22 protein-coding genes, 1 pseudogene and 1 riboswitch are annotated in these 24,989 nt (G+C 46.4%); of the genes and pseudogenes, 19 read left to right on the forward strand and 4 right to left on the reverse strand.

Translation table 11 applies throughout. The features are described 5' to 3' along the window. The first annotated feature begins 194 nt into the window (after positions 1–194). The 16 genes and pseudogenes from M3N64_RS06535 to M3N64_RS06610 all read left to right on the forward strand — a co-directional run bounded on the left by M3N64_RS06535 (position 195) and on the right by M3N64_RS06610 (position 15,433). On the forward strand, positions 195–566 hold the full coding sequence (locus tag M3N64_RS06535; protein ID WP_249099926.1) for an iron chaperone: 372 nt from the start codon (positions 195–197) through the stop codon (positions 564–566). Positions 567–748: 182 nt separating this feature from the next. Further along, a riboswitch (cyclic di-AMP (ydaO/yuaA leader) is annotated at positions 749–895 on the forward strand. Positions 896–1,107: 212 nt separating this feature from the next. Beyond that, positions 1,108–3,141, forward strand: a complete 2,034-nt coding sequence (locus tag M3N64_RS06540) for a KUP/HAK/KT family potassium transporter (protein ID WP_249099929.1) — start codon at positions 1,108–1,110, stop codon at positions 3,139–3,141. 829 nt (positions 3,142–3,970) lie between these two features. After that, positions 3,971–4,780 (forward strand): pyrroline-5-carboxylate reductase family protein, encoded by an 810-nt coding sequence (locus tag M3N64_RS06545; protein WP_249099931.1) that lies wholly within the window; start codon positions 3,971–3,973, stop codon positions 4,778–4,780. A gap of 2 nt (positions 4,781–4,782) precedes the next feature. After that, the gene (locus M3N64_RS06550; RefSeq protein WP_249099934.1) at positions 4,783–5,553 is read left to right on the forward strand and encodes a VOC family protein; all 771 of its coding nucleotides are present in this window, start codon (positions 4,783–4,785) and stop codon (positions 5,551–5,553) included. A 14-nt stretch (positions 5,554–5,567) separates the two neighbouring features. Further along, positions 5,568–6,449, forward strand: a complete 882-nt coding sequence (locus M3N64_RS06555) for a transporter substrate-binding domain-containing protein (protein ID WP_249099937.1) — start codon at positions 5,568–5,570, stop codon at positions 6,447–6,449. Between the two features lie 97 nt (positions 6,450–6,546). Then, positions 6,547–7,245 carry an amino acid ABC transporter permease gene (locus M3N64_RS06560; RefSeq protein WP_249099941.1) on the forward strand — a complete coding sequence of 233 codons (699 nt, stop codon included), beginning with the start codon at positions 6,547–6,549 and terminating at the stop codon, positions 7,243–7,245. Positions 7,246–7,259: 14 nt separating this feature from the next. After that, positions 7,260–8,075 carry an amino acid ABC transporter permease gene (locus tag M3N64_RS06565; RefSeq protein WP_249099943.1) on the forward strand — a complete coding sequence of 272 codons (816 nt, stop codon included), beginning with the start codon at positions 7,260–7,262 and terminating at the stop codon, positions 8,073–8,075. Further along, positions 8,041–8,781, forward strand: coding sequence for an amino acid ABC transporter ATP-binding protein (locus M3N64_RS06570; protein ID WP_249099946.1), 741 nt, complete (start codon positions 8,041–8,043; stop codon positions 8,779–8,781). The genes M3N64_RS06565 and M3N64_RS06570 overlap by 35 nt, the downstream gene beginning before the upstream one ends. A gap of 39 nt (positions 8,782–8,820) precedes the next feature. Beyond that, entirely contained in the window at positions 8,821–9,564 is a 744-nt protein-coding gene (locus M3N64_RS06575) for an SDR family NAD(P)-dependent oxidoreductase (protein ID WP_249099949.1), read from the forward strand. 132 nt (positions 9,565–9,696) lie between these two features. Continuing rightward, entirely contained in the window at positions 9,697–10,710 is a 1,014-nt protein-coding gene (locus M3N64_RS06580) for a uroporphyrinogen decarboxylase family protein (RefSeq protein WP_249099951.1), read from the forward strand. 360 nt (positions 10,711–11,070) lie between these two features. Further along, positions 11,071–11,880: pseudogene (locus M3N64_RS06585) on the forward strand (DUF896 domain-containing protein); the annotation flags it as partial. Positions 11,881–11,934: 54 nt separating this feature from the next. Further along, the gene (locus M3N64_RS06590) at positions 11,935–12,918 is read left to right on the forward strand and encodes a ring-cleaving dioxygenase (RefSeq protein ID WP_368389903.1); all 984 of its coding nucleotides are present in this window, start codon (positions 11,935–11,937) and stop codon (positions 12,916–12,918) included. An 82-nt stretch (positions 12,919–13,000) separates the two neighbouring features. Continuing rightward, positions 13,001–13,468, forward strand: a complete 468-nt coding sequence (locus M3N64_RS06595; protein ID WP_249099955.1) for a MarR family winged helix-turn-helix transcriptional regulator — start codon at positions 13,001–13,003, stop codon at positions 13,466–13,468. A 368-nt stretch (positions 13,469–13,836) separates the two neighbouring features. Then, positions 13,837–14,415 (forward strand): DNA-3-methyladenine glycosylase I, encoded by a 579-nt coding sequence (locus M3N64_RS06600; RefSeq protein ID WP_249099958.1) that lies wholly within the window; start codon positions 13,837–13,839, stop codon positions 14,413–14,415. A gap of 12 nt (positions 14,416–14,427) precedes the next feature. Beyond that, positions 14,428–14,799 carry a WYL domain-containing protein gene (locus M3N64_RS06605; RefSeq protein ID WP_249099961.1) on the forward strand — a complete coding sequence of 124 codons (372 nt, stop codon included), beginning with the start codon at positions 14,428–14,430 and terminating at the stop codon, positions 14,797–14,799. Between the two features lie 19 nt (positions 14,800–14,818). After that, positions 14,819–15,433, forward strand: a complete 615-nt coding sequence (locus M3N64_RS06610) for a GyrI-like domain-containing protein (RefSeq protein ID WP_249099963.1) — start codon at positions 14,819–14,821, stop codon at positions 15,431–15,433. A gap of 182 nt (positions 15,434–15,615) precedes the next feature. Here M3N64_RS06610 and M3N64_RS06615 read toward each other — a convergent pair whose 3' ends face one another. The 3 genes from M3N64_RS06615 to M3N64_RS06625 are packed head-to-tail and all read right to left on the reverse strand — an operon-like array spanning position 15,616 to position 17,481. After that, positions 15,616–16,206, reverse strand: coding sequence for a ferric reductase-like transmembrane domain-containing protein (locus M3N64_RS06615; RefSeq protein ID WP_249099967.1), 591 nt, complete (start codon positions 16,204–16,206; stop codon positions 15,616–15,618). Then, on the reverse strand, positions 16,178–17,122 hold the full coding sequence (locus tag M3N64_RS06620) for an FAD:protein FMN transferase (protein WP_249099970.1): 945 nt from the start codon (positions 17,120–17,122) through the stop codon (positions 16,178–16,180). Before M3N64_RS06620 ends, M3N64_RS06615 begins: the two co-directional genes overlap by 29 nt. A 32-nt stretch (positions 17,123–17,154) precedes the next feature. Next, positions 17,155–17,481: a hypothetical protein gene (locus tag M3N64_RS06625; RefSeq protein ID WP_249099972.1), complete on the reverse strand. Its 327-nt coding sequence runs from the start codon at positions 17,479–17,481 to the stop codon at positions 17,155–17,157. 138 nt (positions 17,482–17,619) lie between these two features. Between M3N64_RS06625 and M3N64_RS06630 the strand changes: the two genes are divergently transcribed. From M3N64_RS06630 to M3N64_RS06640, 3 genes are all read left to right on the forward strand, one after another. Then, a complete protein-coding gene (locus M3N64_RS06630) occupies positions 17,620–20,052 on the forward strand; it encodes a Xaa-Pro dipeptidyl-peptidase (protein ID WP_249099975.1) in 2,433 nt (810 codons plus the stop codon). A 13-nt stretch (positions 20,053–20,065) separates the two neighbouring features. Then, positions 20,066–20,662 carry a DJ-1/PfpI family protein gene (locus tag M3N64_RS06635; protein ID WP_249099977.1) on the forward strand — a complete coding sequence of 199 codons (597 nt, stop codon included), beginning with the start codon at positions 20,066–20,068 and terminating at the stop codon, positions 20,660–20,662. A 649-nt stretch (positions 20,663–21,311) separates the two neighbouring features. Then, on the forward strand, positions 21,312–22,880 hold the full coding sequence (locus tag M3N64_RS06640; RefSeq protein WP_249099982.1) for a Vga family ABC-F type ribosomal protection protein: 1,569 nt from the start codon (positions 21,312–21,314) through the stop codon (positions 22,878–22,880). A gap of 118 nt (positions 22,881–22,998) precedes the next feature. Here M3N64_RS06640 and M3N64_RS06645 read toward each other — a convergent pair whose 3' ends face one another. Continuing rightward, a complete protein-coding gene (locus M3N64_RS06645) occupies positions 22,999–24,711 on the reverse strand; it encodes an AAA family ATPase (RefSeq protein ID WP_249099984.1) in 1,713 nt (570 codons plus the stop codon). Positions 24,712–24,989 lie beyond the last annotated feature (278 nt).

Genomic DNA, 24,989 nt, shown 5'->3' on the forward strand with positions numbered 1-24,989 from the left:
AATGTGATATTATTTATTTGATCAAGGTGTTTGATTTGCAAGTTATCTGAGCATGATCGATATCTAGGTCATGAATAATGAATGTCTTCAACGTAAAATGAATGAAAATCCGGAATGTACCGCCTGTTTTTTTTAATACTTATTTCGACGGACTTTTCATTTTCTGACAGAATATATATGAGAGGGTTGATGGGATGAATGTTTTTGCTGAATGTTTAGCGCATATTGATTCACCGCAAAATCGGGATCGGATGGACGAAGTGCTGTTCTGGGTAGCAAGGCAGTTCCCACAATTAAAACCGGAAATAAAGTGGAATCAGCCAATGTTTACCGATCACGGTACCTTTATCATTGGTTTCAGCACTTCCAAGAAACACATGGCTGTTTCACCCGAGCGCGCAGGGATTGTTCGGTTTTCAAAAGAAATTGTACAGGCAGGTTATGAATGTACCAAACAGCTGATTCGCGTGCCGTGGAATCGGCCGGTCGATTTTTCACTGCTTGAGCAAATGATTGCCTTTAATATAGAAGATAAAGCGGAGTGTTCCACTTTCTGGCGAAAATAAAAGTGTTCCGAGGACGCTGCCACTGTTTTAGAATGTTTTTAAGCTTAAGGACCATGTTGCTATTCTCATGGTGTTTAGCCTATGACTGAAGCAGAGCCTCACAGCAGACCGAACTCAGATCGATGTCAATTTTTTCTTTACAGAATGGCACTCAAGGCGTATAATTTCAACGAAAATTAATTCATTCTTATTCGCTGAATCCGCAAGGAGCGGGGGAACCAATGTGTGATGACTGACATCACTCGGGGTGAATCCTTCAACGCAAGGACGGGCTACTCTCATGGTCCGAATCCGACAGCTAACCTCGTAAGCGTCAGGAGAGAGGATGTGAACGAATGATCGAGAATTAATTCGACCACGAGGCTGATCCTCCGTGGTCTTTTTGCTGCTTCTTTTTGCGCAGTTAAATGTCTGCTGACTGAAGTTCTGCCCCGACCCGGAGGCATGTTGCTTAGTAACGGATTCCTGTCCTTTAATATGGATGGCAGATTCATCAGTCATTGATAGGTTAAAATTTTTAAAGAGGAGTTCACTAAAGATTATGGGCAAAAAAATGGTCCGGCCTTTGTCGCTTGGCGGCATGTTGGTAACATTGGGGATTGTCTACGGGGATATCGGTACTTCGCCGCTCTATGTCATGAATGCGATCATTTCTGATGCTGGAAAAATGCAGGATGCGATCCCTGAATATATTATAGGTTCCGTTTCACTGATCTTCTGGACCCTGATGCTCATCACAACTGTAAAATATGTATTGATCGCCATGCGTGCGGATAATAATCATGAGGGCGGTATATTTGCCCTGTATGCGTTGATTCGCGGGAGGGCGCGCTGGCTGATTTACCCTGCGCTTATAGGTGGGGCTGCATTGCTGGCAGATGGGACGCTGACTCCGGCCGTTTCTGTAACCTCAGCGATTGAGGGACTGAAGGGGCAGCAGATTGGTCCGCTGGCATTCAGTAATGACCAGATCGTGGTTGTGTTTATCGTGACGATGATTCTGTTGGGTGTTTTTTTAATTCAGCACTTCGGTACGGAAATGATCGGACGCTCATTCGGACCGATCATGCTTTTATGGTTTCTTTTCATTGGCGCCATGGGTTTTATGAATATGCTTGCACATCTGGAAATTCTAAAGGCATTTTCCCCATATTATGCGATTCAGTTTTTATTCAGTCCGGTTAATAAAGCAGGTCTTTTTATTCTTGGCAGTGTTTTTCTGGCAACGACCGGAGCGGAAGCTCTGTATTCGGATATGGGGCATGTCGGAAAGAAGAATATCTATGGAAGCTGGCCTTTTGTGTATCTGATGCTGATGCTGAGTTACCTGGGCCAGGGAGCCTGGGTGATCGGGCATTATCAGAATGCCGTATATCGCCATCTCTCTGATATCAATCCATTTTATGAGATGATTCCAGGGCAAACAAGGTTATTTGCTATTGTGCTTGCCACCTTAGCTGCGATCATTGCTTCTCAGGCTCTGATTACCGGCAGCTTTACATTGGTTAATGAAGCCATTGGCCTGAAATTTCTGCCGCGGATGCTGATTAAACGTCCGGGGGATATTCGCAGCCAGATGTATATTTCAACGGTCAATTGGCTTTTATGTGTCATTACTGTGGGCATCGTCTGGCTGTTTCAAACATCGCAGCACATGGAAGCGGCTTATGGATTAGCCATTACCATCACGATGCTGATGACGACACTGCTGCTGTTTGCATTCATTAAGGATCGGATGAATCTATTTGCTGCGTCCGGAATGGTTCTGTTTTTCGGTACGATTGAACTGCTTTTTCTGGCGGCAAGTCTGGTTAAGTTTGCCCATGGCGGCTATTTAACCCTCCTTATTACGCTGCTTATTCTTATGGTTATGGTCGTATGGTACTTTGGCAATAAACGGCGCGAGAAGTATGAACGTACAAGTGAATACGTTTCGCTGATGGATTACCGAAAGCAGCTTATTCAACTGAGCAATGACAATTCGGAGCCTCTCTATGCGGCGAACTTAGTCTATATGACCATCGTCGGCCCGCATTACAGTATTAAACGTAAAGTGCTGTACTCGATTCTGGACAAACGTCCGAAACGGGCCAAGGTGTACTGGTTTGTGACAGTTAATGAAACCGATGCACCCTATGAGAGTCAATATACCGTTGATATGCTCGGCACGCGAAATATCATCAGTGTACAACTCTATCTTGGCTTTAAAAATTCACAGCATGTCAATGTCTATGTCCGGCAAATTGTTAATGACCTTATTGACCAGAATATCATTGACTCACAATATCCAAAATATACAACACTTAAAAATCGGCGTGTGGGTGATTTTAAGTTTGTGGTCACGACGCAGCAGCTGATGGATTTGGCAACAGATCCGAAAATGAACCGTCTGGATCGCCTATTGATTGGCGGACGTATTTTTCTGCAGAACATTACGACGTCGCCGGCAATCTGGTACGGGCTAAAATTCAGCGAAGTAGTTGAAGAAGCAGTTCCGCTGGTTCTTTATGACCCCAAAGTTTTACATCTGAATCAAAAAGAAGTACGCCACGCGGTCCAAAATACAGATAAATAATTATAGGAAGTCTCGAAGCTTTAAAACTTTGAGACTTCTTTTTTATAAGAAAGTATATCATTTTGACCCATATGAAAACCAATAAACCAGTGTCTTATCGAGAATCAAAGCGGAGTCCGAGACGCTTGCGGAGCGTTCCTGTTGATCAGCGAGCCAGGGAAGACCCCGCAGGAATTTGCCAGCCTGAGGAGGCTTCCGAATCGCCCGCGGCAAGCGAGCAACTGAAGCGTCGATTCAGTACTGTAAAGACACGAACCCATTCGATTACACAGTGTAAAAGGAACTTCCACTAACTAATGTAAGGGAATTCTCAATAACTATAAGGAACTTTCGCTGGTTGAAAAGAAACTTCCACTAAAGACGTGCACGTCCTGTGCACAACGCGGAAGCCACCGCATTCTGCGGAAGTAAGAACCGGGCGCTTTTTGCCCGGTTTTTCTTAAAAACAATAGCAAAAAAATGCAATGAATTGCAGTATATAAACATTGATTTTTCGGCGAAATAATGATAAATTATATCTATTCATAGAATTCTGAAAATATAAAAGAGATGATTGATCGTTTACCTGTCTGTTTTACATAATGAATGAAACCGACATGTACTGACAAGGATAAATGGTGAATTTAATAGAAGGATCAAGGACACTATTAAGTTCATACTGACCGGATAAAAGTTAATTGACATTTCTAATCCATACTATTAGTATATGATATACAACTTTTATTTGTAATGCGATAATAGCTACATAATTGATTAAGAGATGCACAGCTAAGTTTCAGAAACTTAACTGATTTTTTTTCAAATAAGAAGAATTGGGGAGAAGGGGAAAATGACAAAGTCACTGTATGCCATTGGTGGCGGGCAAATGGTGGAAGCCATCATTCGTGCCTCATTAAAAAATCGGGCAATTGATTCTGAGACAACCTATGTCGTCGATATCAGTCCGAATCGGGTGCGCCATTTGGCGGAAACGTATCATGTCAATGCCAGCAGCGAATTTCATGCTGACGCTTTGGATGCAGCCGATCTGATTCTGCTTGGTGTTCGGCCGCAGGACGATTGGGCAGGCATTGCAAAAAAAATAGGTGTGAGCGGGAAAAAGAAAACGTTGATCTCAATTGTTGCCGGGGTCACCGTGAAACAATTGACAGAAGCACTTGGAGATGAGGATTATCCGATTGTCCGCATTATTCCCAATACGCTGACGGATACGGGATTCGGCGTTTCCGGCGCAGCATTGAACGGTGCAGCGAAACGGGAGAACGTTGATGAATTTCTAAGAAGTTTCGGGAAAGTCGATTATATTCCTGAGAAACAAATTGACATTTATACAGGGTACGCGATTGCGGGCCCAAATTACGTGTACAATTTTTATCTAGCCTTGACTAACGCAGGTGTGCTTGGTGGATTATCGAGAAAACAGGCGAACGATATTGCGCTTGAAAATCTGCAGGGTGCAGCAAAAATGCTGGAAATCACCGGCAAACACCCTTATGAGTTACTGGATATCAATAATTCGGCCGGCGGCGTCGGTATTGCAGCACAGCATGAACTGGATGCCAGCGATTTCGCAGCAGGCGTTCAGAACGCAGTGCTCGCCGCCATTAAACGGACAACCGAATTGGGGAAGGAGCATTGAGCATGGCCGCGTTGAATTGGGATCACACGATGATTAATGTTCAGGATATCGATGCGGCCGCGAAATTTTTCGGAGATCATGGCATTATTTTTGCACGCGGCGGCCGGCATGAGAAGTGGGGAACGGAAAACGCCCTGGGTTATTTTGGTTTAAATTATATCGAACTGATTTCTGTTTATGATAAAGGGCGAGCCGGTAGATTTTCGCGCTTCGATGCTTCAGCCGTCTATGATGCAGTTCAGGATTACCAGAGCGGGACCCAGCGAATAAACACGATTGCGATTCGTACGACCGATATTAAAGCAACACATAGCCGTCTGAAAAAAGCAGGGCTCAAGGTTAATGCTATCGAAGAAGGCCAGCGTCTGGACGAACAGGGCAATCTGATCACGTGGTCGATCTTTTTCATTGACAACACGGTTGACGGCTTGCCATATCCGTTTTTTATTCAATGGCAGGGCAGCGATCAGGAACGCCAGCAAAAGCTCAAGGAAAAAGGGCTGATCGTGCAGCATCCGGCCGGAGATCTTGTAGTCAGGCAGGCGCTTATTCATGTGCCGGATCCGGAAAAGGTTGCCAGAACCTGGGGAGAATTAACGGAAAAAGCGCCTGAGCATATAGCTGACGGATATCAGATTTTACTTGGTGATCGTCTGCTGCTTTTTAAGCAGGGGACGGAGAACCGAATCGTTCAACTGAATTTTGAAGGTGCGGAACATTCATTGAAGTATCAGATACTGACCTATGAACATATTAAATTTTTATTCATCTGAGGGGGATTCACAGCATGAAAAAACTGGACAAAATTATTATTAGTATTGTAGCTGCGGCGGTCATTATCTTTGCGATCATATATTTTGCTGGTAATCAAGGTTCAAATCAGGCAAAAAATACGGACAAGGCAAGCTCCGATCAGCCTAAAGTCATTAAGGTCGCTTATGCAACGACCAATTTCCCGATTACTTATCAAAACAGCAAAAAGCAGGGTGACGGTTATGACGTTGCCGTGATGCGTGAAGTGGACAAGTTACTGCCTCAGTACAAATTCGAGTATGTGGGGACCAGTGATGACGATGTTCTGATTGGTGTTAAGAGCGGCAAGTACGCGGTTGGTGTCAAAAACGTGTTCTACACCGCGGATCGTGCCAAAACCTATCTCTTTCCGAAAAATTACTTAGGTGTCAGTGATTCAGGTTTTGTGGTCAGAACGAAAGATAAGGATAAATTCGGCGGTTTGGCAAAGCTCGCAAATAATAACGGTAAATTGGTTCCGATTGCGCCGCAGAATGGTCAATATGCCGTCATCGCTGACTACAACAAGAATCACAGCCCTAAGATCGATCTGGGCAGTGCCGATACATTTGTCGTTTCGGATGCACTGAAATGGGTAAATGAAGGTCGCTATGATGCTTTCTTTGCCATCCGCCCAATGTTCGAAGCCAATGTGGAAAAGAAAAATGGAGCAAATGCAGATCTGAAGGGTAAGTTAACGTATGTGACATTAGGCGGAATTAAAACATATCCGCTGTTTAACAAGGATCAGAAAGCATTGGCTGCGGCTTACGACAAAGCAATTAAGAAAGTAATCAGCTCTGGCAAGGCATCTGAACTTTCTGAAAAATATTTTGGACAGGATAACTTTAAACTGCTGAATAAGCCTTTTGAATAATTTAAGTATCTTTTTTCTCACTGCGGGCTTTTCACCGCTTGCGACAAGTTACCAACGCTTTAATAGCATCAAGTAAAAAATGGGTGAGGTTGTGTAAATGGAGAATGTCAGACTCATCATTAATTTCTTAGGCCAGTTGCTCCCTGCCATTAACATTACCTTGGTTGTATCCGTATCGTCGATCATTTTGGGCAGTCTGCTCGGTTTAGGTCTGGCAGCGGCCAAAAAAAGTGAATCAGCTATTTTGCGCGTTATTTCAGCAGTCTATGTGAGTGTGATTCGTGCCACTCCCTCGATTATCATGATTTTTGTTGTGTATTACGGCATGCCGCTTCTTTTCAGCGGATGGTTTCATGTGAACATTGAAGGCTGGAACCGTATGTACTTTGTCATTATTGCGCTGACACTGCTCTTTTCAGCGCCGGTTTCGGAAATCATGCGTTCAGCCTATGAGTCGGTCTCAAAAGGACAGATGGAGGCGGGACTGATGGTCGGTATGACGCCGTTTCAGACCTTTTATCGGATTCTTCTGCCTCAGGCCTTTGTTGTTGCGCTGCCTAATTTTGCAAACTCGGTCATTAACCTTTTGAAAGAAGGCGCGCTGACCTTCACGATCGGGGTTGTTGACATGGTTGCCAAGGCGCAGATGATTGTGGCCAATAATTCGGGCGGTTATGCCTGGCAGACTTACTGTGCGCTCGCTTTAATCTACTGGGTGATTTCACTGGCGATTGATAAGGGAGTCACTTTGGTTGAAAAATCCTATCAGGCAAAAAGAAAGACGATTGCCGCTTAAGGGGAGCATCTTACATGTCATTAAATACAGATTTTATGGGTAAAGTTGCTCAGACAGCCATTCAGGGTGTTCCCGTCACGCTGCAAATTGTACTCGTTGCATTATTGATTTCATTGCCGATCGGTTGTCTTTTTGCCTTAATCAGAATTTATCGAATTAAAGGCCTGGAACAATTGGTAAAGCTCTATGTCTCTTTCGTCAGAGGGACACCGATTATCGCGCAGATTCTGATCGTCTACAGTGCGTTTCCAAGTCTGCTCAATATGTTCATTGGCAAGGTTGCCTTTAGCATCAACCCTATCTATTATGCGTATATTGTCTTCACTTTGAACAGCATCGCAACCTTGACGGAAGTATTCCGCTCGGCGCTGCAGACCGTTGATAAAGGACAGATGGAAGCCGGGCTGATGGTTGGTATGCAGCCGCGCCAGACGTTTTGGCGGATTATTTTCCCGCAGGCACTGATCTCGGCATTGCCCAATATTACGAATGCGGCGTTATATCTGATTAAGAATTCGTCACTGGCGTTCATTATGTCTGTTAAAGATATTACTGCGATCGCAAAAACTGAAGCGGCGTTCAACTATAATTTTCTGGAAGCCTATTTAGTGGTCTGGGTTTACTATCTGATTATCTGTTATAGTGCTGAAGTGATCTTTTACCTGCTTGAACGTTACTTCAGCAAATTTCGAAGATCGACGAAGAAAACGACCTTCTTTAACTGGAAACCGCTGAGTATCAGACAGCCGGACCTGTCAGCGGACGCGGATTTAGCAAAAGGCGGGAGGGACGAGCATGCTCAAAATAGACCATTTAAAAAAAGGTTATGAAGGCAATGAAATTTTAAAGGGGATCAGTCTGGATGTGAACAAAGGCGATGTTATTTCGATTATCGGCCCAAGCGGTTCAGGAAAAACAACGCTTCTGCGCAATATTACCACCCTGGAACGTGCGGATGGCGGACATATTCAATTTGCCGGCGTGGACAAAGACTTTCAAAAATTAAGCAGCCAGGACATTCAGACGATTCGCCGCAATGTAGGCTTTGTATTCCAGAACTATAATCTTTTTAATAATAAGACCGCTTTGCAGAATATCACCGAAGGACTAATCGTTGCACGAAAAGTGAAAAAAAGCGAGGCAGAGAAAATAGCATTGAAAGCGCTGGAACGTGTCGGACTTTCAGATCGCCAGAATCACTATCCGTCACAGCTCTCCGGCGGACAGCAGCAGCGTGTTGGTATTGCGCGGGCAGTCGCGCTGAATCCGCAGGTCATTTTCTTTGATGAACCGACTTCTGCGTTGGATCCGGAACTGGTGGGCGAAGTGCTGAAAGTCATGCGCGATTTAGCTGAATCGGGAACAACAATGGTTGTTGTCACGCACCAGATGAATTTTGCACGCCATGTCTCCAATAAAGTGATTTTTATGGCGGATGGATACATTGTTGAGCAGGGATCACCGGAAGAGGTCTTTGCGCATCCTTCAGAGACAAGGACCAAGGAATTTCTGACCGATATTTTAGCAAATGTGTAATCAGCTTTTGTAATCCACGATTAAAGGAGATATAAGCAGGTGGCAAACGAAGAAAAACAGGTCATCGTGACTGGCGCAAGCAGCGGCATTGGCCGCGCTGCCGCCATTGAACTGGCACAGAGAGGTTATACTGTTCATCTGATCGGCCGAAATAAAGAACGCCTGGCTGATGTTCAGACAAAAACAACGATTAACGGTGTTCAGAGTCAGGTTTACCCGCTGGAATTAATGGATAAGGATGCCGTTAAACAAACGTTTGATGAAATTTATGAAAAAGCCGGACGGATCGACGGTCTGGTGAATTCCGCAGGCATTTTTTATACGACGAATGTTCTCGATTACAGCGACCCGTCCTGGAAAGAAATCATGGATGTCAACTATTATGGCACACTGTATCCGAGCCTGGCATTGCTTCCAAAACTGCTGGATCAGGGCTTCGGCAGTATCGTGAATGTCACTTCGGTAGATGCTTTTGACGGCATCCGGAATTATGATGCCTACGCGGCTTCAAAAGGCGCGGTGACCAGCCTGACCAAAACACTGGCTCTTGAAGGCGCTTCAAGAAATGTACGGGTGAATGCGGTTGTCCCAGGCATTACCGATACGGAAATGACACATGAACGGCTCTTGGAGAATATTGAGAAATACCGTACAAAAGTGCCCATGCAGCGTGCGGCTCAGGCTTTTGAAGTTGCAAAGCCGATCGCCTTTCTTATTTCTGATGATGCCAGCTACATTACCGGTCAGAGTCTTCATGTCAATGGAGGCTGGCGTCTGGCATAAATAGTTCCGTATGCTTCGACTATATGGCTTTCGTCACCATGAGTTGGCTCATTCGCTATTTTGCTGATGATGAGCCATAAAATAAACAGTAAAGTTTAGCAGTGCCCATTCTATAAATGCAGGTGATTTCAAGTGGCAGAAAACAAGCATCAGGTACTTCTTGACACACTGGATAACAAACCGACAGATCGGATCCTGGCAAGTTTCTGGCATCATTTTCTGCAAGATGAACGGCAGCAGGTTCTTGGATATCGTGACCGGAACTCCATTGACAAAGTTATTAAGCTGCAGCAAAGTTTCTATGATCGCTATCGTCCGGATTTTACAAAAATTATGAGTGACAATTTCTTTTTACACCCAGGCGTCATTGACCATACATTCGAAAGTGCTGACGATTTAAAAAAGATTCAGCACATCGATCCGAAAGATCCGTGGATCACGCGTCAGGTTGCGGCGATTAAAGCAATTGTTGATCATTATGACGGTGAAATCGGGAGCTTTTATAATATTTTTTCTCCATGGTATCAGTTGCGTCTTCGATTCGAAATTTTTGAACACGATACTGAAAAGATTTACCGTTTCTTCAAAGAAGACGCCCAGACACTTGCCAATGCCTTTGAAATTCTGGCCGACGATTTGATTGTATTGAGTACACAATTAATTAAGGAATCAGGGATTGACGGCATCTATCTGTGCGTGCAGCAGCCCCAGGATTCGTTGATCAGTACAAAGCAATGGCAGCAGTACGTACAGCCGGCTGAAGTAAAGTTGCTGCGAGCTGTTCAGAAAGTTCATGATTACAATATGATTCATATTTGCGGCTTTGAGGGCAAACGTAACCGGCTTGGGGATTATAAGAATTATCCGGTCAAAGCATTTCACTGGGCTTCCTATGTCGAAAACGTCTCGCTGAAAGATGGGAAAAAATTTTTCGGAGATCGGGCAGTCATGGGCGGCTTTGAAAATACGGAAAACGGTGTTTTTTATAAAGGTACGAAAGAAGAGGTTCAGTCTGAAGCGAAACGGCTGCTCATTGACAACGGTCGTCAAGGCATACTGCTCAGTGCAGACTGCAGCATTCCTTTCGATACGGACGATGCACGCATTGCCTGGGTTTCGGAAGCAGCCAACCGTTCAGCAGGCTGACCGCGCGTTAAGCCGGTGAGGACAATGCGCCTTCTGATTAATTTAACAGCTAAAAGTGTTAAAAAATGGGACTGATTGAGGCGGTCTCATTTTTTTAATAAGAAAGGTGCGCCCGCGGTAAGCAAGCAGCCGCAGTGATGATGCCAATTATAGAAACAGATCAACGATTCATGCTGGGAACAGGCGATGACCGGTAATCGTGTTTAACCTTTCAGACCGGTAAATCCGCTAAATCATGATTGGAAATTAAAAAACCGGGTGCGGTCTCTCTGATGATGCAGGACACATTCTTGACAAAAATGTGACATTGTTATATTATTATCTCGAATTCGAGATAATAATGTGGGGGGGTGCAAAAAAATGACGTATCATTATTTTTTTAAAGAAGTTAAAACGAATGAAGTGCCCGTCCTCGTTCTTTTTCATGGGACGGGTGGTGATGAACATGATCTGGTTCCACTTGCAGAGGCAATGGCTCCAGAGGCCGCCATCCTCAGTTTACGGGGAAATCGGAAAGAGAACGGTATGAATCGTTTCTTCAATCGTTACCCAGATGGACGGATCGATGTAGATGATCTGACTCGGGAAACTGAAACGCTGGATCAATTTTTAACCGCATTCAGGGAAGAAAACAAGATGACTGACCGAACAATGATTGCACTGGGTTACTCGAACGGTGCCAATCTGATTGTCAGTTCATTCCATCTTCACCATCCAGTGTTTGACGGTGCCATCTTATTCCATGGAATGGATTACCGATCCGATGAACCATTGGCGGATCTGTCAGGAATCCCTGTTTTTACAGCATCAGGAGAAAATGATCCGTTTGTGCCGCAAGATGTGGCAAAAACGATGATTGAGCGATTCAAGACAGTCGGAGCGAAAGTGACCGATCACTGGTCGAGTACCGGACATCAATTGGCTGAAGAGGAATTTTATGCGGCGCGGGAATGGTATCAGTCACTGGCCGGAGAAACGGACGCGTTGAAGCATCTGCTTCGCTCGATCAACAGTCTTGCCCGGCTGTCACGAGAACGAGCGCTTACAAAAGATGAACTGGAAATGCAGCGGGAATTGCGGGCGCGGTATCTGAAGATTTTTCGTGAAGGTTTCAGGCAGCATCTCCTTAATGTGAAGTTCTATGATCATAAAGGAAACGAAATAACCCCTGATAAAGTCAAAACCATTCAAAACGGTCAGGATCAGTTAAGGGATCAGAAACGGATTGCAAAGCTATCGAATCTAAAGGAGGACGAATCCACGAGAAATTTACTAGGCCTGCATCATATATCCATGGTCACCAGCGATGCGAAGAAAAATATTGCTTTCTATACTCAGGTGCTCGGTATGCGGTTAGTCAAAAAAACGGTCAACCAGGATGATCTTTCGGTCTACCATTTTTATTACGCGGATACGAAGGGGACGCCGGGGACCACTTTGACTTTCTTTGATTTTCCCAATACATCGGCAACCAGAAAGGGAACCAATTCCATCTCCCGTGTCTCACTTCGCGTGCCAAGCGATCAGTCTCTTGAATTCTGGAGCCATCGTTTTGTTGAACTGGATGTCACGCATCATGAGATTACTTCTTTGTTCGGGCATAAAGTGCTGGAGTTTGAGGATTTCGACGGCACGCCGCTGCGGCTTGTTTCAGATGAAAAAGACAAAGGCGTTGCAGGAGGCATACCATGGACCGGCGGGACGGTACCGGTGGAACATGCCATTCTCGGGCTCGGTCCGGTCACGCTAACAGTATCTCGGCCTGAGCTGGTGCGTGCTTTTCTGGAAAAGGTACTTCACCTCAGAGAAACAGCAAGGGAAAATGACAAAATCCTGTTTGAAACGGGTGAAGGCGGTCACGGTGCACAGGTTATTCTACAGGAAGACAGCGTGCATGCACCGGAATTGCCGGGTTACGGAAGTGTGCATCATCTTGCATTCCGCGTGGTGGATCGGACTGCACTCGATGAATGGATCAGAGTCATTGAACAGACCGGTCTGCCGAACTCCGGCGCCGTCGATCGATTCTATTTTCAGTCCCTGTATGTACGTGAATATAACGGAATTCTCTTTGAATTTGCAACGGATGGTCCGGGATTCGCTACGGATGAAGATGAAGACAAGCTTGGCGAACGGCTGGCACTGCCATCTTTTCTGGAAGGCAGACGTGCGCTCATTGAAAAACAGCTGAAGCCGCTTGATGACTGACATATTCTGATTTAATTTGACATCTTGATATACCTGTCCGATAATATCTCTATCTCGAAATAATTAGTTAGGGTGAACGAAGATGGCGAAAGAAGGGCAGCAACAACCGATTGACGAAAGGGAGATCTCTTTGAAACTTCTTATCGTTCTGATGCGTGCAGCACAGTCTGTTCGAAAAGGCATTGAAGCGGATATCAGGCATCATGGACTAAATCTGACTGCGTTCTCTGTTCTTGAACTGCTCTATCACAAAGGAGATCAGCCGATTCAGCAGATCAGCGGTAAAATTCTGATTGCCAGCAGCAGCACCACTTATGTTGTTGATCAGTTACAAAAGAAACGGCTGATCATAAGGAAACCATGTCCGGGAGACCGTCGGGTGACATTCGCATCATTAACGGATGAAGGCCGTTCATTGATGGAGCGTATTTTTCCAAAACACAGAGAGGCTGTGCATGCATTGCTTGGCGGGCTGCCTGCGGAGGAGAAAAAGACGTTGATTGACATGCTGAAGAAACTTGGGCTTTTCGCGGCGGATCAATTGGGCTGACAGTGCGCAATGCAGCTGTGTGGCGTGTCGGTTCAACATCTCGAATTCGTAATAAATAGCGTATAAGTTCCAAATCCAGGAGATATCGATTCAAACGCATTCAGTGGAAAGCAAGGAATGATCAGTTGAATAGGGCGTAAAACAGGCATCCGTTTTGAAGCATTTTCTCAAAAATGGATGCCTGTTAACGTACGAGGATGAATGGAAAATCCAGTATGGTGCGAAAATCATCGAACATCAATGATTTTCATTGAAATATGACATACTGTTGTCTTATTAACTGAATTATAATAGAAACAGGCTTTCAGGAAGCAGAGCGCATGATCGCATGCTCCTGATACCGAAATTAAAATGATAAAGGAGCCATTATGGAATCTTCGTGCTCATGGGCAAGTCTGAACGAATGCATGCGTCTCTATCATGATACAGAATGGTGCAGACCTTCGCATGATGACCGCTATCTGTTCGAAATGCTTGTTCTGGAAGGTGCGCAGGCCGGGCTGTCCTGGTCAATCGTGCTGAATAAAAGAGAAGCATACAGAGAAGCGTTCAATCAGTTTGATATTTCTTATTGCGCGCAGCTAAGTGATTCTGATCTCGAACGGATAAAAACCGATTCAGGAATTATTAAAAACATGCTGAAAATCAGGTCTGTACGGAGTAATGCTTCTGCAGTACTTGCCGTTCAGCGCGCGTTCGGCAGTTTTTCCAATTATTTATGGAGTTTTGTCGATCATCGACCGATCATTTCACATTGGACAGATGAGCGTGAAGTTCCTGCCGAGAGTGAACTGTCGCGGAAGCTAAGCAAAGATTTAAAAAAGAGAGGCTTTAAATTCGTCGGGCCGGTAATTGTCTACTCGTATTTGCAGGCGATTGGTATTGTCGATGACCATAAGATAAGCTGTCCGTTCCATACGAGAAACAGATCAGAGAAGAACAGGTGACATGCTGTGCCAATGAACAGACTGTTTGGCATTGTCTATTGTTTACTGGAAAAAAGAAAGGTTACAGCCCGTGAGCTGGCTGACCATTTTGAACGGAAAATCCCGGAGAAAATCTGGGATCATCTGGATTGGGCAGAGGTACAGAAAGTTACGTTAAAGATTAAATTTGATCAGTCGGTTGCTTTCAGGGTTTTTGATGAGTTCGATCCGGACTGCATTCGGGAAGATAAAGACGGATATTTTACAGTCGAAACCACTTATCCTGAAAATGAATGGGTGTACAGCTATCTTTTGTCGTTCGGCAGCCATGCCGAAGTCATGGAACCCAGCTACGTTCGTGCGCGCATGAAGAAAAAATTCGCTGAGGGTCTGGCCCTATACTAAGATAGATAAGGAGAAAATAATGGATAAACTGGATTATAAAAAAGTGTTCAAAGACTTGTATCTTCCCAAACAGAAGCCGGTGATCGTGGACATTCCGTCCATGAACTTTGTGATGATTGAGGGAAGCGGCGATCCGAATGGTACGTTGTTTGCTCAGGCAACAGCCGCGCTGTACAGTCTTAGTTATGCGGTGAAAATGTCCTATAAAAACCATACGGTTCCAGATGGCTATTATGATTATGTCGTTTTTCCGCTTGAAGGTGTATGGGATCTTCTGGATCGCGCATTGCCGCCAACTGTGAAGAGTAATTATAAATATACACTAATGATCCGTCAGCCTGACTTTCTTACCGAGTCTCTTTTTAAACATTTCCTGTCAGAGGTCAAGAAGAAGAAACCCAATCCTCTTTTGGACAAATTAAGTTTTTCATCGTTTGAAGAAGGGCGTTGCTGCCAGATGCTTCATGTTGGGAGCTATGATGACGAACCGGCAAGCTTTGCGCATATGGAAGCTTTTTGCACAGAACAGGAGTACAAGCGACTGTCCAGAAAGCATCGCGAGATTTATCTTTCCGATCCGAGAAGGGTGGTTCCTGAGAAACGGAGAACGGTGCTTCGATTTCAGGTGAAATGAACACGTGCAAAAAGTTTTGACGGTCCGAAGCAAGTATATGTTTTAAGGATACAGTATGAGTACGCTGGCGCCCTTGCCAGAGACTTGGTGAAGTCAAGTTTGCAAGCAGATCTATGTTTTGTTTTGCAAGTAACAACGATTTGCAAAGGCAACCCAGATGCGAAAAGCTGCCGCATCTGGGTTTAGCTGCGCGTTGACTGCTCAATCGGTTTTGCCGGTATCGGTCTGGGCTCACGTATGGCGATTCGGAATGCCAGAGCCAGAACGGCAGTGGCTGCTGTCACAATGTAAATCGTCAGCATGAGTGGCTGATGTGTATCCGGCCCGAGCAGAATGCCGTGGAGGAAAGCGGCGGCAAACGCCGGGAAGGCAAGAAAGTGAATGGCCTTCCATGTCTTTCGCCCGAGCGCCTTCATGTAATCCGAAGTGACGATCAGCAGGATGAACGTATCCAGTGCCAGAACACCGATTCCGATTAACAGTGGATGCGTACTGGATGTGAACGGAATCAGGACATTCCAGATGGAGAAAGATTCATAAGTACTGAATACGAGTACCAGACCGTGAATCATGCCAAGCAGTATGCCGAACCAGCCGGCAGATTGATGAATGAGATTTATGCGGGCACGGGTGCTCGCTTTCATAAATGAGTAGTGGGCGCTCATCCCTGTGATGACTGAAGCAAAAAGCAATAAATAGGAAGTGATGCCGGCGGCACGGGATACGTTCCAGACCGGCATCAGTTCATTGACTGATGCAAGCAATGTGTTCATTTGTGCTCAATCCCTTCGACACGTAATCATGAAAGGCACCGGCAATGGCTAATGTACCGTCTGATTTAAGCCCGACCATGCCAAGTTCCGGGTGATTCTCCGCTGCCCACCGCACGCCTTCTTCCCATCCTAAAACAATCAGACATTTGGCATAAACTTCAGCATGCGTCAGATCTGGCGCAAGCACGCTGACCTGGAGCAGATCCGACTGTGCGCTTTGGTGGGTGCGCGGGTCGAGAATGTGATGATAAGTGCGGCCTTTTCTATCTTTCCAGCTGCGTCTGACTGTGCTGCTTGTTGCGATGCCTGCCGGACGATTCAGTTCGAAGGAAAACAGACGCTGATTCCAGGATTCAGGAGCGGAAATGGACACGGTCCATTTTTTTTCAGGCATTCCCCAGACAATGAGATCGCCGCCAGCGGCAATGCCTCCAAAGGCGATCAGTTGTTTTTGCAGTTGATGAACGGCCTGCTGGGCGGCCCATCCCTTGCCAATACCACCAAGATCCAGCGCTGCCCCGTGCATGGTAATCATTTTCATACGCGGATTAATGGAAGCGGGCGCAGTGGCTTCAGGTGAGGGATCTGAGCGCTCCGCCGGTTCCCATTCACTGGTGCGTATTTTTTCAAAGCTTCGGTCGTAACCGATGCGGCACAGGTCGCGGCCAAGATATGGGTTGAACAAACCATCGGTTTCATGATAAAAGTGGTCGGCGCAGGCCACAGCTTCAAATAAAAGCTCACTTGGCAGAAAAGGTATGTTTTTGGTTTGATTCAGCTGAGATAGCTCACTGTCCGCTTTGAAGCGGCTGAGTGTGCTTTCCGCATAACAGAACCATTTTTCTGTTTGAAGGCTCTGCTTCTCGTTTAAATAATAGGTGACAATGTCCGTATTCATCGATCGAAATCGGTACATAGCCATTCTCCTTTCATTTTTTGTGTGAATCATCAGGATGAATGTCCGTCTACATTGCTGTCCTGGCTGTTTTGCTCCGAATCCTCCTGTGCTCCGAATCCTCCGTTATTGCTGTTATCCTGCGGTGCTTGATCGCCTGGCGCCTGATCATCGGAACCATTTTCGTCATCTGAGAAAAACGGGGTACTCGCGTGATCTGAGTTCTGCCCGTTCTGAGCTGACTGGGAACCGCTGTTTGACTGATCCGTTGAAGATGCGGCATCTGCCTGGTCAAATTTTTCTGCGAGTCCGATAAAACCGGAAAAAAGAACAACACTTGAAAGCCCGACGATCCATTTGACTGCTTTGTTTTTTGCCATGAAACTCACTCCGTTTGTCCTTTAGAATGATTCAATAATAAGCTGTGTTTATTAAAAAACGCTTAATGTTTTGAACGCGGGTCAGTGCGGCGGGAATGATATAATGGCTGAAGTAGACTAATATGAGGAGCTTTGTTGATGAAAAATAATCAATTTGCACGGATAACAGCCGATCATCAGACCGTTATCGAGGAACTGCGGCGTATTCGTTTTCTGGATGATCTGATCGAGGATGAAGCCATGCCGGCAATGGTTTATCGTCTGCTGCTCAGGAAGGCATTTTTACAGGTCAGAGGTGAGCAGGACTTTTGTGATAAGATGAAAAATTATCTGGCGACTCCGGAGACCGATCTGAACGACTATTTGCACGCAAGCACGCCGATAACAGCAGAAGTTTTCTATCTGGTTGCTTTGCAGCTTTGCGGTTTTCTGGCGGAGATTGATTTTGAAATCAGTGATCCACTGGCTGCGATGAAGAAAATACAGCTTCCGGCGATTGTCTGCAACGGTGCGTGGAACAAAGATCAGGTTCTGGATGCCTGGTACCTGCTTTTAACGACGCATACGAAGAACGGGCAGACTTTCCTTGACCAGCTGACGAATCAAGGCTATTTTGTTCCGTTTTACAGCCTGGATGTACATGAAAAACCGCTTTTTTTCAATGGAAAAGCCCAGGCCGTGTTTGATACTTCGGAGCTGATTCGTGAAGTTGTCTATGTGGAGGCCGCGGTCGATTCAGATCATGATGGAAAACGAGATTTGCTGAAAGTGGAATTTATTCGTCCGGCGGATACTGAGCGCGGACTGAAGGTGCCTGCCCTGTTCACCGCCAGTCCCTATAGTCAGGATACGAATGACGAAGCGGGAGCCAAAGCGATGCACAATGTCCATGTTCCGCTGACTGAGAAACAGCCGAATGAGCTTAAATACGAGGATATTGCATATAAACACGAGGAACGGGCGCTTCCGGATCCCAGTCCGGTGTCTGGTAAAAGCAAATATGCAACGGAAACATTCCATCGCGAGTTTTCTTACACATTGAATGATTACTTTCTGGCACGTGGTTTTGCGGCCGTTTATGCGTCTGGTATCGGCACCCTGGACTCTGATGGTATCCAAACCTGCGGCGATCCGCAGCAGACGGCGGCTACGGTTGCCGTTATTGAGTGGCTGAATGGCAGGCGGCGCGCGTTCACCAACCGCACAGATCATATCGCGATCCCGGCATGGTGGTGCAATGGCAATGTAGCAATGACCGGACGTTCATATCTTGGTACGCTGGCAAACGCTGCGGCGACAACCGGGGTTGATGGCTTAAAGACGATCATATCGGAAGCCGCCATTTCTTCATGGTACGATTATTACCGCTGCGGCGGATTGATGGTTGCACCTGGCGGGTTTCCAGGAGAAGACGCGGATGTTCTGGCTATTGAGACATTGAGCAGAATGAAGGCACCTGCCGACTATCAGCTTCGGGTTAAAGCTTTTTTTGATGAACAAATGAAACAAATGCAGCGGGATATGGACCGTGAATCGGGGAATTACAATACGTTCTGGGATGCGCGCAACTATTTGAAAGATGTACCGAACATCAAGTGCGACGTGCTGATGGTCCACGGCCTGAATGACTGGAACGTTAAGCCGGGCCAGGCTGCGCAGCTGTGGCAGGCGCTGCGCAGTGTGCCGGTAACGAAGAAAATAATTCTGCATCAGGGACGGCATATCTATATCAATGCTTTTCGTTCGATCGATTACACGGATATGATCAACCTGTGGATCAGCCATGAGCTTTACGGTGTGTCAAATGGAGCGAAAACATTATTGCCGAATGTCATTGTGCAGGATAATATCACACCGGAAACGTGGACCGCATGTGAAGATTGGGAAAACCCGGATACGCCGAAGACCATTTACTATTTAACCCCGCAAAGACTTGTTGCAGCACCGGGAGATAGTGGCGTGCTGTCTTTTAAAGACAGTCTCGTGGAGGCGGCTTTTAATAAGTATTGTGCGCATCCCGATCAATGGGCGTGCGACATTTTGAATGAAGAGGCACATACGCTAAGCGATAATCGACTGATTTTTAAAATCGATTCGGCATCCGAAGATCGAATTATTGACGGTCGGGTTCGCGTGCGCCTGAAGGCAGCTTCCAATCGGCCGTTTGGCATGCTCAGTATTCAGCTCGTTGATTACGGAGAGGCCAGACGATTGAATCCGGTACCGACACGGTTTGAGATGAGGGGCATCGATTTAGGTTATCATTGGCGCGAAGAGCATCTCAATGAATTGACACGCGCCAGGTTTGCTACACCATTCAAGATGATAACCAAGGGTCATATCAACATGCAGAATCGCGAAAATACATGGAAAGTCAATGAATTAACGCCGAATCAATTCTACCCGATTACGATTGAGCTTGAGCCAACCTTTCATCGGCTGGCTGCCGGCCATCAACTGGGTCTTGTCGTTTATGCAACCGATTTTGAGATGACTGTACGCGGGAATCAGGATTTGCATTATTCCATTGATTTAAGCGGCAGCCATCTGACTGTCCCATTTCGCTCATGAGGAGGCAGACACTATGGATGTTAATATACTGCTTTTTCCCGATTTTGAAACACTTGATGCTTTCGGGCCGGTTGAAGTTCTGGGACACGTTTCAGACTATGTACCGCGCTATGTGTCACCAGGCGGCGGAATTGTGCATAGCAGGCAAAAGCTGCCGGTTATGACTGAGGCACTGGGAGATGCAGACACGAATGGAATCCTGCTTGTTCCGGGCGGCCAGGGGACACGCCTTCTGGTGACCGATCCGGAATTTATTAAGATGCTGGGGAATGCGGCTGAGCGGTCTGCTTTCTGCCTGACCGTCTGTACCGGCTCGGCACTTCTGGCAAGGACGTCGCTGCTGAATGGTCGCAGGGCAACGTCCAACAAGCGGGCTTTTGACTGGGTGCGCGGCCTGAATTCAGCTGTACACTGGGCCGAACATGCCCGCTGGGTCAGCGATGGGAAGTATTATACCTCATCCGGTGTGTCCGCAGGAATGGATATGGCGCTGGGCTTTATTGCCGATCAGTTCGGCACGCGGCGGGCACAGGATATCGCCCGGCACATTGAGTACATCTGGAACAGCGACCAAACTGCCGATCCTTTTTCACAAGTAAAGAAAGTATAAGATTTTCCCCATACCAAACCAGCAGCACAATATCATGGCTAAGCATCAAAGCGGAGGCGTTCCGGTTGATGCGTGCCAGCGAGACCCCGCAGATCTCAGTCTTTCTGAGAAGGCTCACTGTGCGCCCGTGGCAAGCAAGTAACCGCAGGATGATGCAACCCAGAGACATCAATCAGCAAACACAGGTCGAAAATTATAAAAAAGGGTTGATCGGTAAAATGTGACGAACGACCGGTAAATCGTGGTGCATGGCCGGTACGCTAAAACGATGATGTTGCGATCAGGAACCGCGCATTTTTATCCAGTTTTTCTAAAGTCATTGATGATGAAAGGACAGAGTTCCTTGATTTTATTTGCCATAGGTGCGCTTATGATTTAAACTGAAAGTAATCTGATGAACGGAAGGGTGAACCAAGGGCCGATGAAAAACTAATCCTATTTTTGAAACCGAGAATGAAAGCCAGTCGAAGAGAGAGCACAGTTCTGTCTTCATGGCCTTCAATCGGAATTTTCAGGATAGGATCGGTTTTTCTATAGCTGTACCCGAAAATCACATTTTCGTGTTCACCTATTTTATGCTCCCTATCCTGAAATACAGGCGGGGGCTTTTTTTATTTCCCCCGGATTAAGAAATAATGGGGATGATGCAATGGAATTGCTTGAAGCATTGAATGTGAAACATTCTGTAAAAGGCCGTCTGCTCTTTGAAACAAAAGAGCTGCGCGTGCATCGAGGTGACCGAATCGGACTTGTAGGGCGAAACGGCTGCGGAAAAACAACGCTGCTGAATATACTGGCGAAAAAGGTGACACCTGAAGAAGGAACCGTGATTCAGCGCGCGTCATGCACGCTGCTGCCGCAACTGAAGAGAACTGACACGACGAAGAGCGGCGGAGAGGTGACTCAGGAATATATTCAGAGGGCACTGAACGAGGCGCCGGAACTGCTGCTTGCCGATGAGCCGACGACCAATCTGGATCTGGAGCATATTGAGTGGCTGGAAAAGAAGCTTCGTGCGTGGCAGGGTGCGTTGATACTTGTCTCCCATGATCGTGCGTTTCTTGATGCGCTCTGCATGTCCATATGGGAAATTGATGAAGAAAAAATTAAACGATACACAGGCAACTACAGCGCCTACATTACTCAGAAAGAAATGAAGCGCGCCGAACAGCAGCGTGCTTATGAAACCTACGAAAAAAAGAAACGTCAGTTGGATGAGGCGCTGCGGCAGAAGGAACGCAAGGCGCAAAGAGCGACCAAAAAGCCGAAAAAACTCAGCGCATCAGAGGCGGGGATCATGGGCGCCAAACCCTACTTTGCGAAAAAGCAGAAAAAATTGCATCAGACGGCCAATGCGATGAAAACACGATTGGATCAGATGGAGAAAGTGGAAAAAGTGAAAAACATCCAGCCGTTGAAAATGGACCTTCCCAATGCGGAATCTTTTAAAAATCGCATTATTCTCCGTGTCGAAAATCTGTCGGCTCAGTTCAGCAGACGCGTGCTCTGGCACAAAGCAAATTTCATGGTGCGCGGCGGAGACAAATTGGCGATTATCGGCTCTAATGGCAGCGGGAAAACAACGCTTGTGAAAAAAATAATCAATCAGGCGGAGGGGATCACACGGTCACCGGCCATGAAGCCAGGCTATTTCAATCAAAATCTGACCATTGTGGATAAAAACAAAACGATCCTTGAAAATGTCCGCGCGACATCCAGACAGGATGAATCTTTGATTCGCACTGTGCTGGCGCGCATGCATTTCTTTGGGGATGACGTGAACAAGCCGGTTGCTGTGCTCAGCGGCGGTGAACGGATCAAGGTTGCGCTCACTAAAGTATTTTTAAGTGATATGAATACGCTGATTCTGGATGAGCCGACCAATTATCTTGATATGGAAGCCGTCGCCGCTCTTGAATCATTGCTCAGAGAATATGAAGGCAGTGTTCTCTTTGTGTCACATGATCGCCGATTTATTGAGCATGTCGCGACACGAATTCTGTCCATTCATGATCAGACGCTCCATGTTTTTGAAGGGACCTATCAGGAGCTGAAAAGTGAAAATCTAAAGAAGGCACGTGACCTGGAACAGGACAAAAGAATGGTGGTTGAAACGAAAATCACTGCCGTACTTAGCCGTCTGAGTCTTGAGCCGACACCTGAACTTGAAGAAGAATTTCAAAAGCTGGTGGAAGAGAAGAAGCGATTAGATAAATGATTGTGGTCAGGTTCGGCCTGCAATTATGAATGAACAATCAATGTCTCTGAACGGTCCTCTGGGCACATGAAAAAACCGACCATTGCGCGTCAAATAGAACGCGGTGGCCGGTTTTATTTTAGTCCGTCTCTGTCTCTTCCCCGTCGGCTTTTTTCATGCTGCCGGAATCTGGAGAAGCTTTGATTTGCGGGACTTCCGGGCGCGGATGCCCGTACAGGTTCACATAGATCGCATCGATTTCCTCACCGGTGAGATCACCGCGGTTCAGCAGTTCTCGAGAAATAGCGTGAACAAATTCGGTGTGGTTCTCGATCAGCGTTTTAACCTGATTCATCTGATCCTTGAGCAGAGCATTTATCTTCGGACGCAGCTGCTTAAGCGAATCCTGCGGTGATCCGGCAGACAAGAAGCTGAACAGTTCATCCCCCATGCCAACGGCGCCGATATAGGCACCGGCAAGCTGCGTCGCCTGCCGCAGGTCGGAAGTGACACCGTTCAGTTTTTTTCCTAAAAAGAGTTCTTCGGATGCACGGGACGCCAGGCAGACCTGAATTTCGGCCAGCATTTCACTGTCGCTTTGGTTATAACGTTCATGTGTCGGCTTTGTGGCGGCAAGGCCCAGAGCACTTCCGCGTCTGATGATCGTTACCTTCCAGACGCGTTCATGCGGTTTCAGTAAATATTGGGCGACCGCGTGCCCTGCTTCATGATAGGCGACATTTCGTTTTTCATCATCGTTCATGGAACGAAGCGGCTGTTTCAGGCCCCATTCGTAAGTTTCCATGGCGGCGCGAAAATCTTCATAGCTGGCTTTTTTCGCCTCACGCTGATGGGCGATGACGATCGCTTCATTCACAATATGTTTGATCTGAGCCGGACTGTAGCCGATCGTGTCCAGTGCCGCCTTTTTTGCCGTTAACGTTTCCTCATGATTTACTTTTTTCAGATAGTAATCAAATACATCGACACGTCCGTCATAGTCGGGCGGGTATACCCACAGCTTACGGTCAAAGCGTCCGGGACGTAGCAGCGCGGAATCGAGCACATCGGGCAGATTTGTCGCGCCAATGGTCAGGACGGCCCGACGCTCGGCTTTTTTATGGCGGAGACCGAGTGCACGAAACAGCTTGGCAAAACGGGAGTGGTCGATATTTGGCGGGTCCATTTGCAAAAGCAGTTCATTAAGCAGACCGGAGCCCCCCATTCCAAACATTGCGCCGATACCGCCACCTCCGCCGTTTGCCTGGCGGGACATGCCGATTGCATCGATTTCATCAATAAAAATGATGCATGCGCCATATGTTTTTGCAAGCTTGCGCGCCTTGCGATAGAGCTGCATGACTTTGAGATTTCCGATGCCGAAGAACATATTTTGAAAGCTTGGAGCCGATGCATAGGCAAACGGGACCTGGGCTTCATTTGCAATGACCTGAGCAAGGTAGGATTTCCCGGTTCCCGGCGGTCCACAAAGGAGCATGCCGCGTATGGCCTCACCGCCCATTTTTTTGAACGATTTGACACCTCTGAGCAAAGTAACAATACGTTTGGCATTCTCGACAATCTCAGGATTGCCGCGGTAATCATCCCAGGTCGAACCGGTTTCGCCCGGCATAATCCAATAGGTCCGCCCTCTGGCGAGAAACCAGAAGAGGGCAACGAATTGAATGATCATAAAGAGCATGGCAAAAAACAACTGGAATACAACGTTGAATACGGTGATCGCAACATTCTGCACGGTTGGGCCGCCAAACCAGATCGTTACCGTAATGATGGATGCAACCAAAATAAAGATCAGGACGTTCCGCCACATGATTCGGCGATACTTTTTCATGACCCCACTCCTTCGCGCGTTATGTCTGTCTGCGGGCTTGTTTCTCTGAAATGAAAAATGAAAACGTAAAAACACGAATGATCATAGCATTCTGAATGCTGCCTCGACAGACGACGACAAAAATCTCAAATCATAAACATAAATTTAATTATAGTCGCAAGTCTAATCATTCGCACAATATTGAAATCAAACACACAAATGTAAGTGAAGGCCAATTGTAACGAACAACACTGAAATCGTAACGAAGCGACAGGATCGTAACGAACAGACCAAAAATT

This window comes from Sporolactobacillus mangiferae (genome assembly GCF_023336505.1).
GTDB classification, from domain to species: Bacteria; Bacillota; Bacilli; order Bacillales; family Sporolactobacillaceae; genus Sporolactobacillus; species Sporolactobacillus mangiferae.

Excerpts from the sequence above, each read along its gene's own strand:
- M3N64_RS06535 (WP_249099926.1), top strand. The coding sequence starts at position 195 with ATGAATGTTTTTGCTGAATGTTTAGCGCATATTGATTCACCGCAAAAT.
- M3N64_RS06540 (WP_249099929.1), top strand. The coding sequence starts at position 1,108 with ATGGGCAAAAAAATGGTCCGGCCTTTGTCGCTTGGCGGCATGTTGGTA.
- M3N64_RS06545 (WP_249099931.1), top strand. The coding sequence starts at position 3,971 with ATGACAAAGTCACTGTATGCCATTGGTGGCGGGCAAATGGTGGAAGCC.
- M3N64_RS06550 (WP_249099934.1), top strand. The coding sequence starts at position 4,783 with ATGGCCGCGTTGAATTGGGATCACACGATGATTAATGTTCAGGATATC.
- M3N64_RS06555 (WP_249099937.1), top strand. The coding sequence starts at position 5,568 with ATGAAAAAACTGGACAAAATTATTATTAGTATTGTAGCTGCGGCGGTC.
- M3N64_RS06560 (WP_249099941.1), top strand. The coding sequence starts at position 6,547 with ATGGAGAATGTCAGACTCATCATTAATTTCTTAGGCCAGTTGCTCCCT.
- M3N64_RS06565 (WP_249099943.1), top strand. The coding sequence starts at position 7,260 with ATGTCATTAAATACAGATTTTATGGGTAAAGTTGCTCAGACAGCCATT.
- M3N64_RS06570 (WP_249099946.1), top strand. The coding sequence starts at position 8,041 with ATGCTCAAAATAGACCATTTAAAAAAAGGTTATGAAGGCAATGAAATT.
- M3N64_RS06595 (WP_249099955.1), top strand. The coding sequence starts at position 13,001 with ATGGCGAAAGAAGGGCAGCAACAACCGATTGACGAAAGGGAGATCTCT.
- M3N64_RS06600 (WP_249099958.1), top strand. The coding sequence starts at position 13,837 with ATGGAATCTTCGTGCTCATGGGCAAGTCTGAACGAATGCATGCGTCTC.
- M3N64_RS06605 (WP_249099961.1), top strand. The coding sequence starts at position 14,428 with ATGAACAGACTGTTTGGCATTGTCTATTGTTTACTGGAAAAAAGAAAG.
- M3N64_RS06610 (WP_249099963.1), top strand. The coding sequence starts at position 14,819 with ATGGATAAACTGGATTATAAAAAAGTGTTCAAAGACTTGTATCTTCCC.
- M3N64_RS06615 (WP_249099967.1), bottom strand. The coding sequence starts at position 16,206 with ATGAACACATTGCTTGCATCAGTCAATGAACTGATGCCGGTCTGGAAC.
- M3N64_RS06620 (WP_249099970.1), bottom strand. The coding sequence starts at position 17,122 with ATGTACCGATTTCGATCGATGAATACGGACATTGTCACCTATTATTTA.
- M3N64_RS06625 (WP_249099972.1), bottom strand. The coding sequence starts at position 17,481 with ATGGCAAAAAACAAAGCAGTCAAATGGATCGTCGGGCTTTCAAGTGTT.
- M3N64_RS06630 (WP_249099975.1), top strand. The coding sequence starts at position 17,620 with ATGAAAAATAATCAATTTGCACGGATAACAGCCGATCATCAGACCGTT.
- M3N64_RS06635 (WP_249099977.1), top strand. The coding sequence starts at position 20,066 with ATGGATGTTAATATACTGCTTTTTCCCGATTTTGAAACACTTGATGCT.
- M3N64_RS06640 (WP_249099982.1), top strand. The coding sequence starts at position 21,312 with ATGGAATTGCTTGAAGCATTGAATGTGAAACATTCTGTAAAAGGCCGT.
- M3N64_RS06645 (WP_249099984.1), bottom strand. The coding sequence starts at position 24,711 with ATGAAAAAGTATCGCCGAATCATGTGGCGGAACGTCCTGATCTTTATT.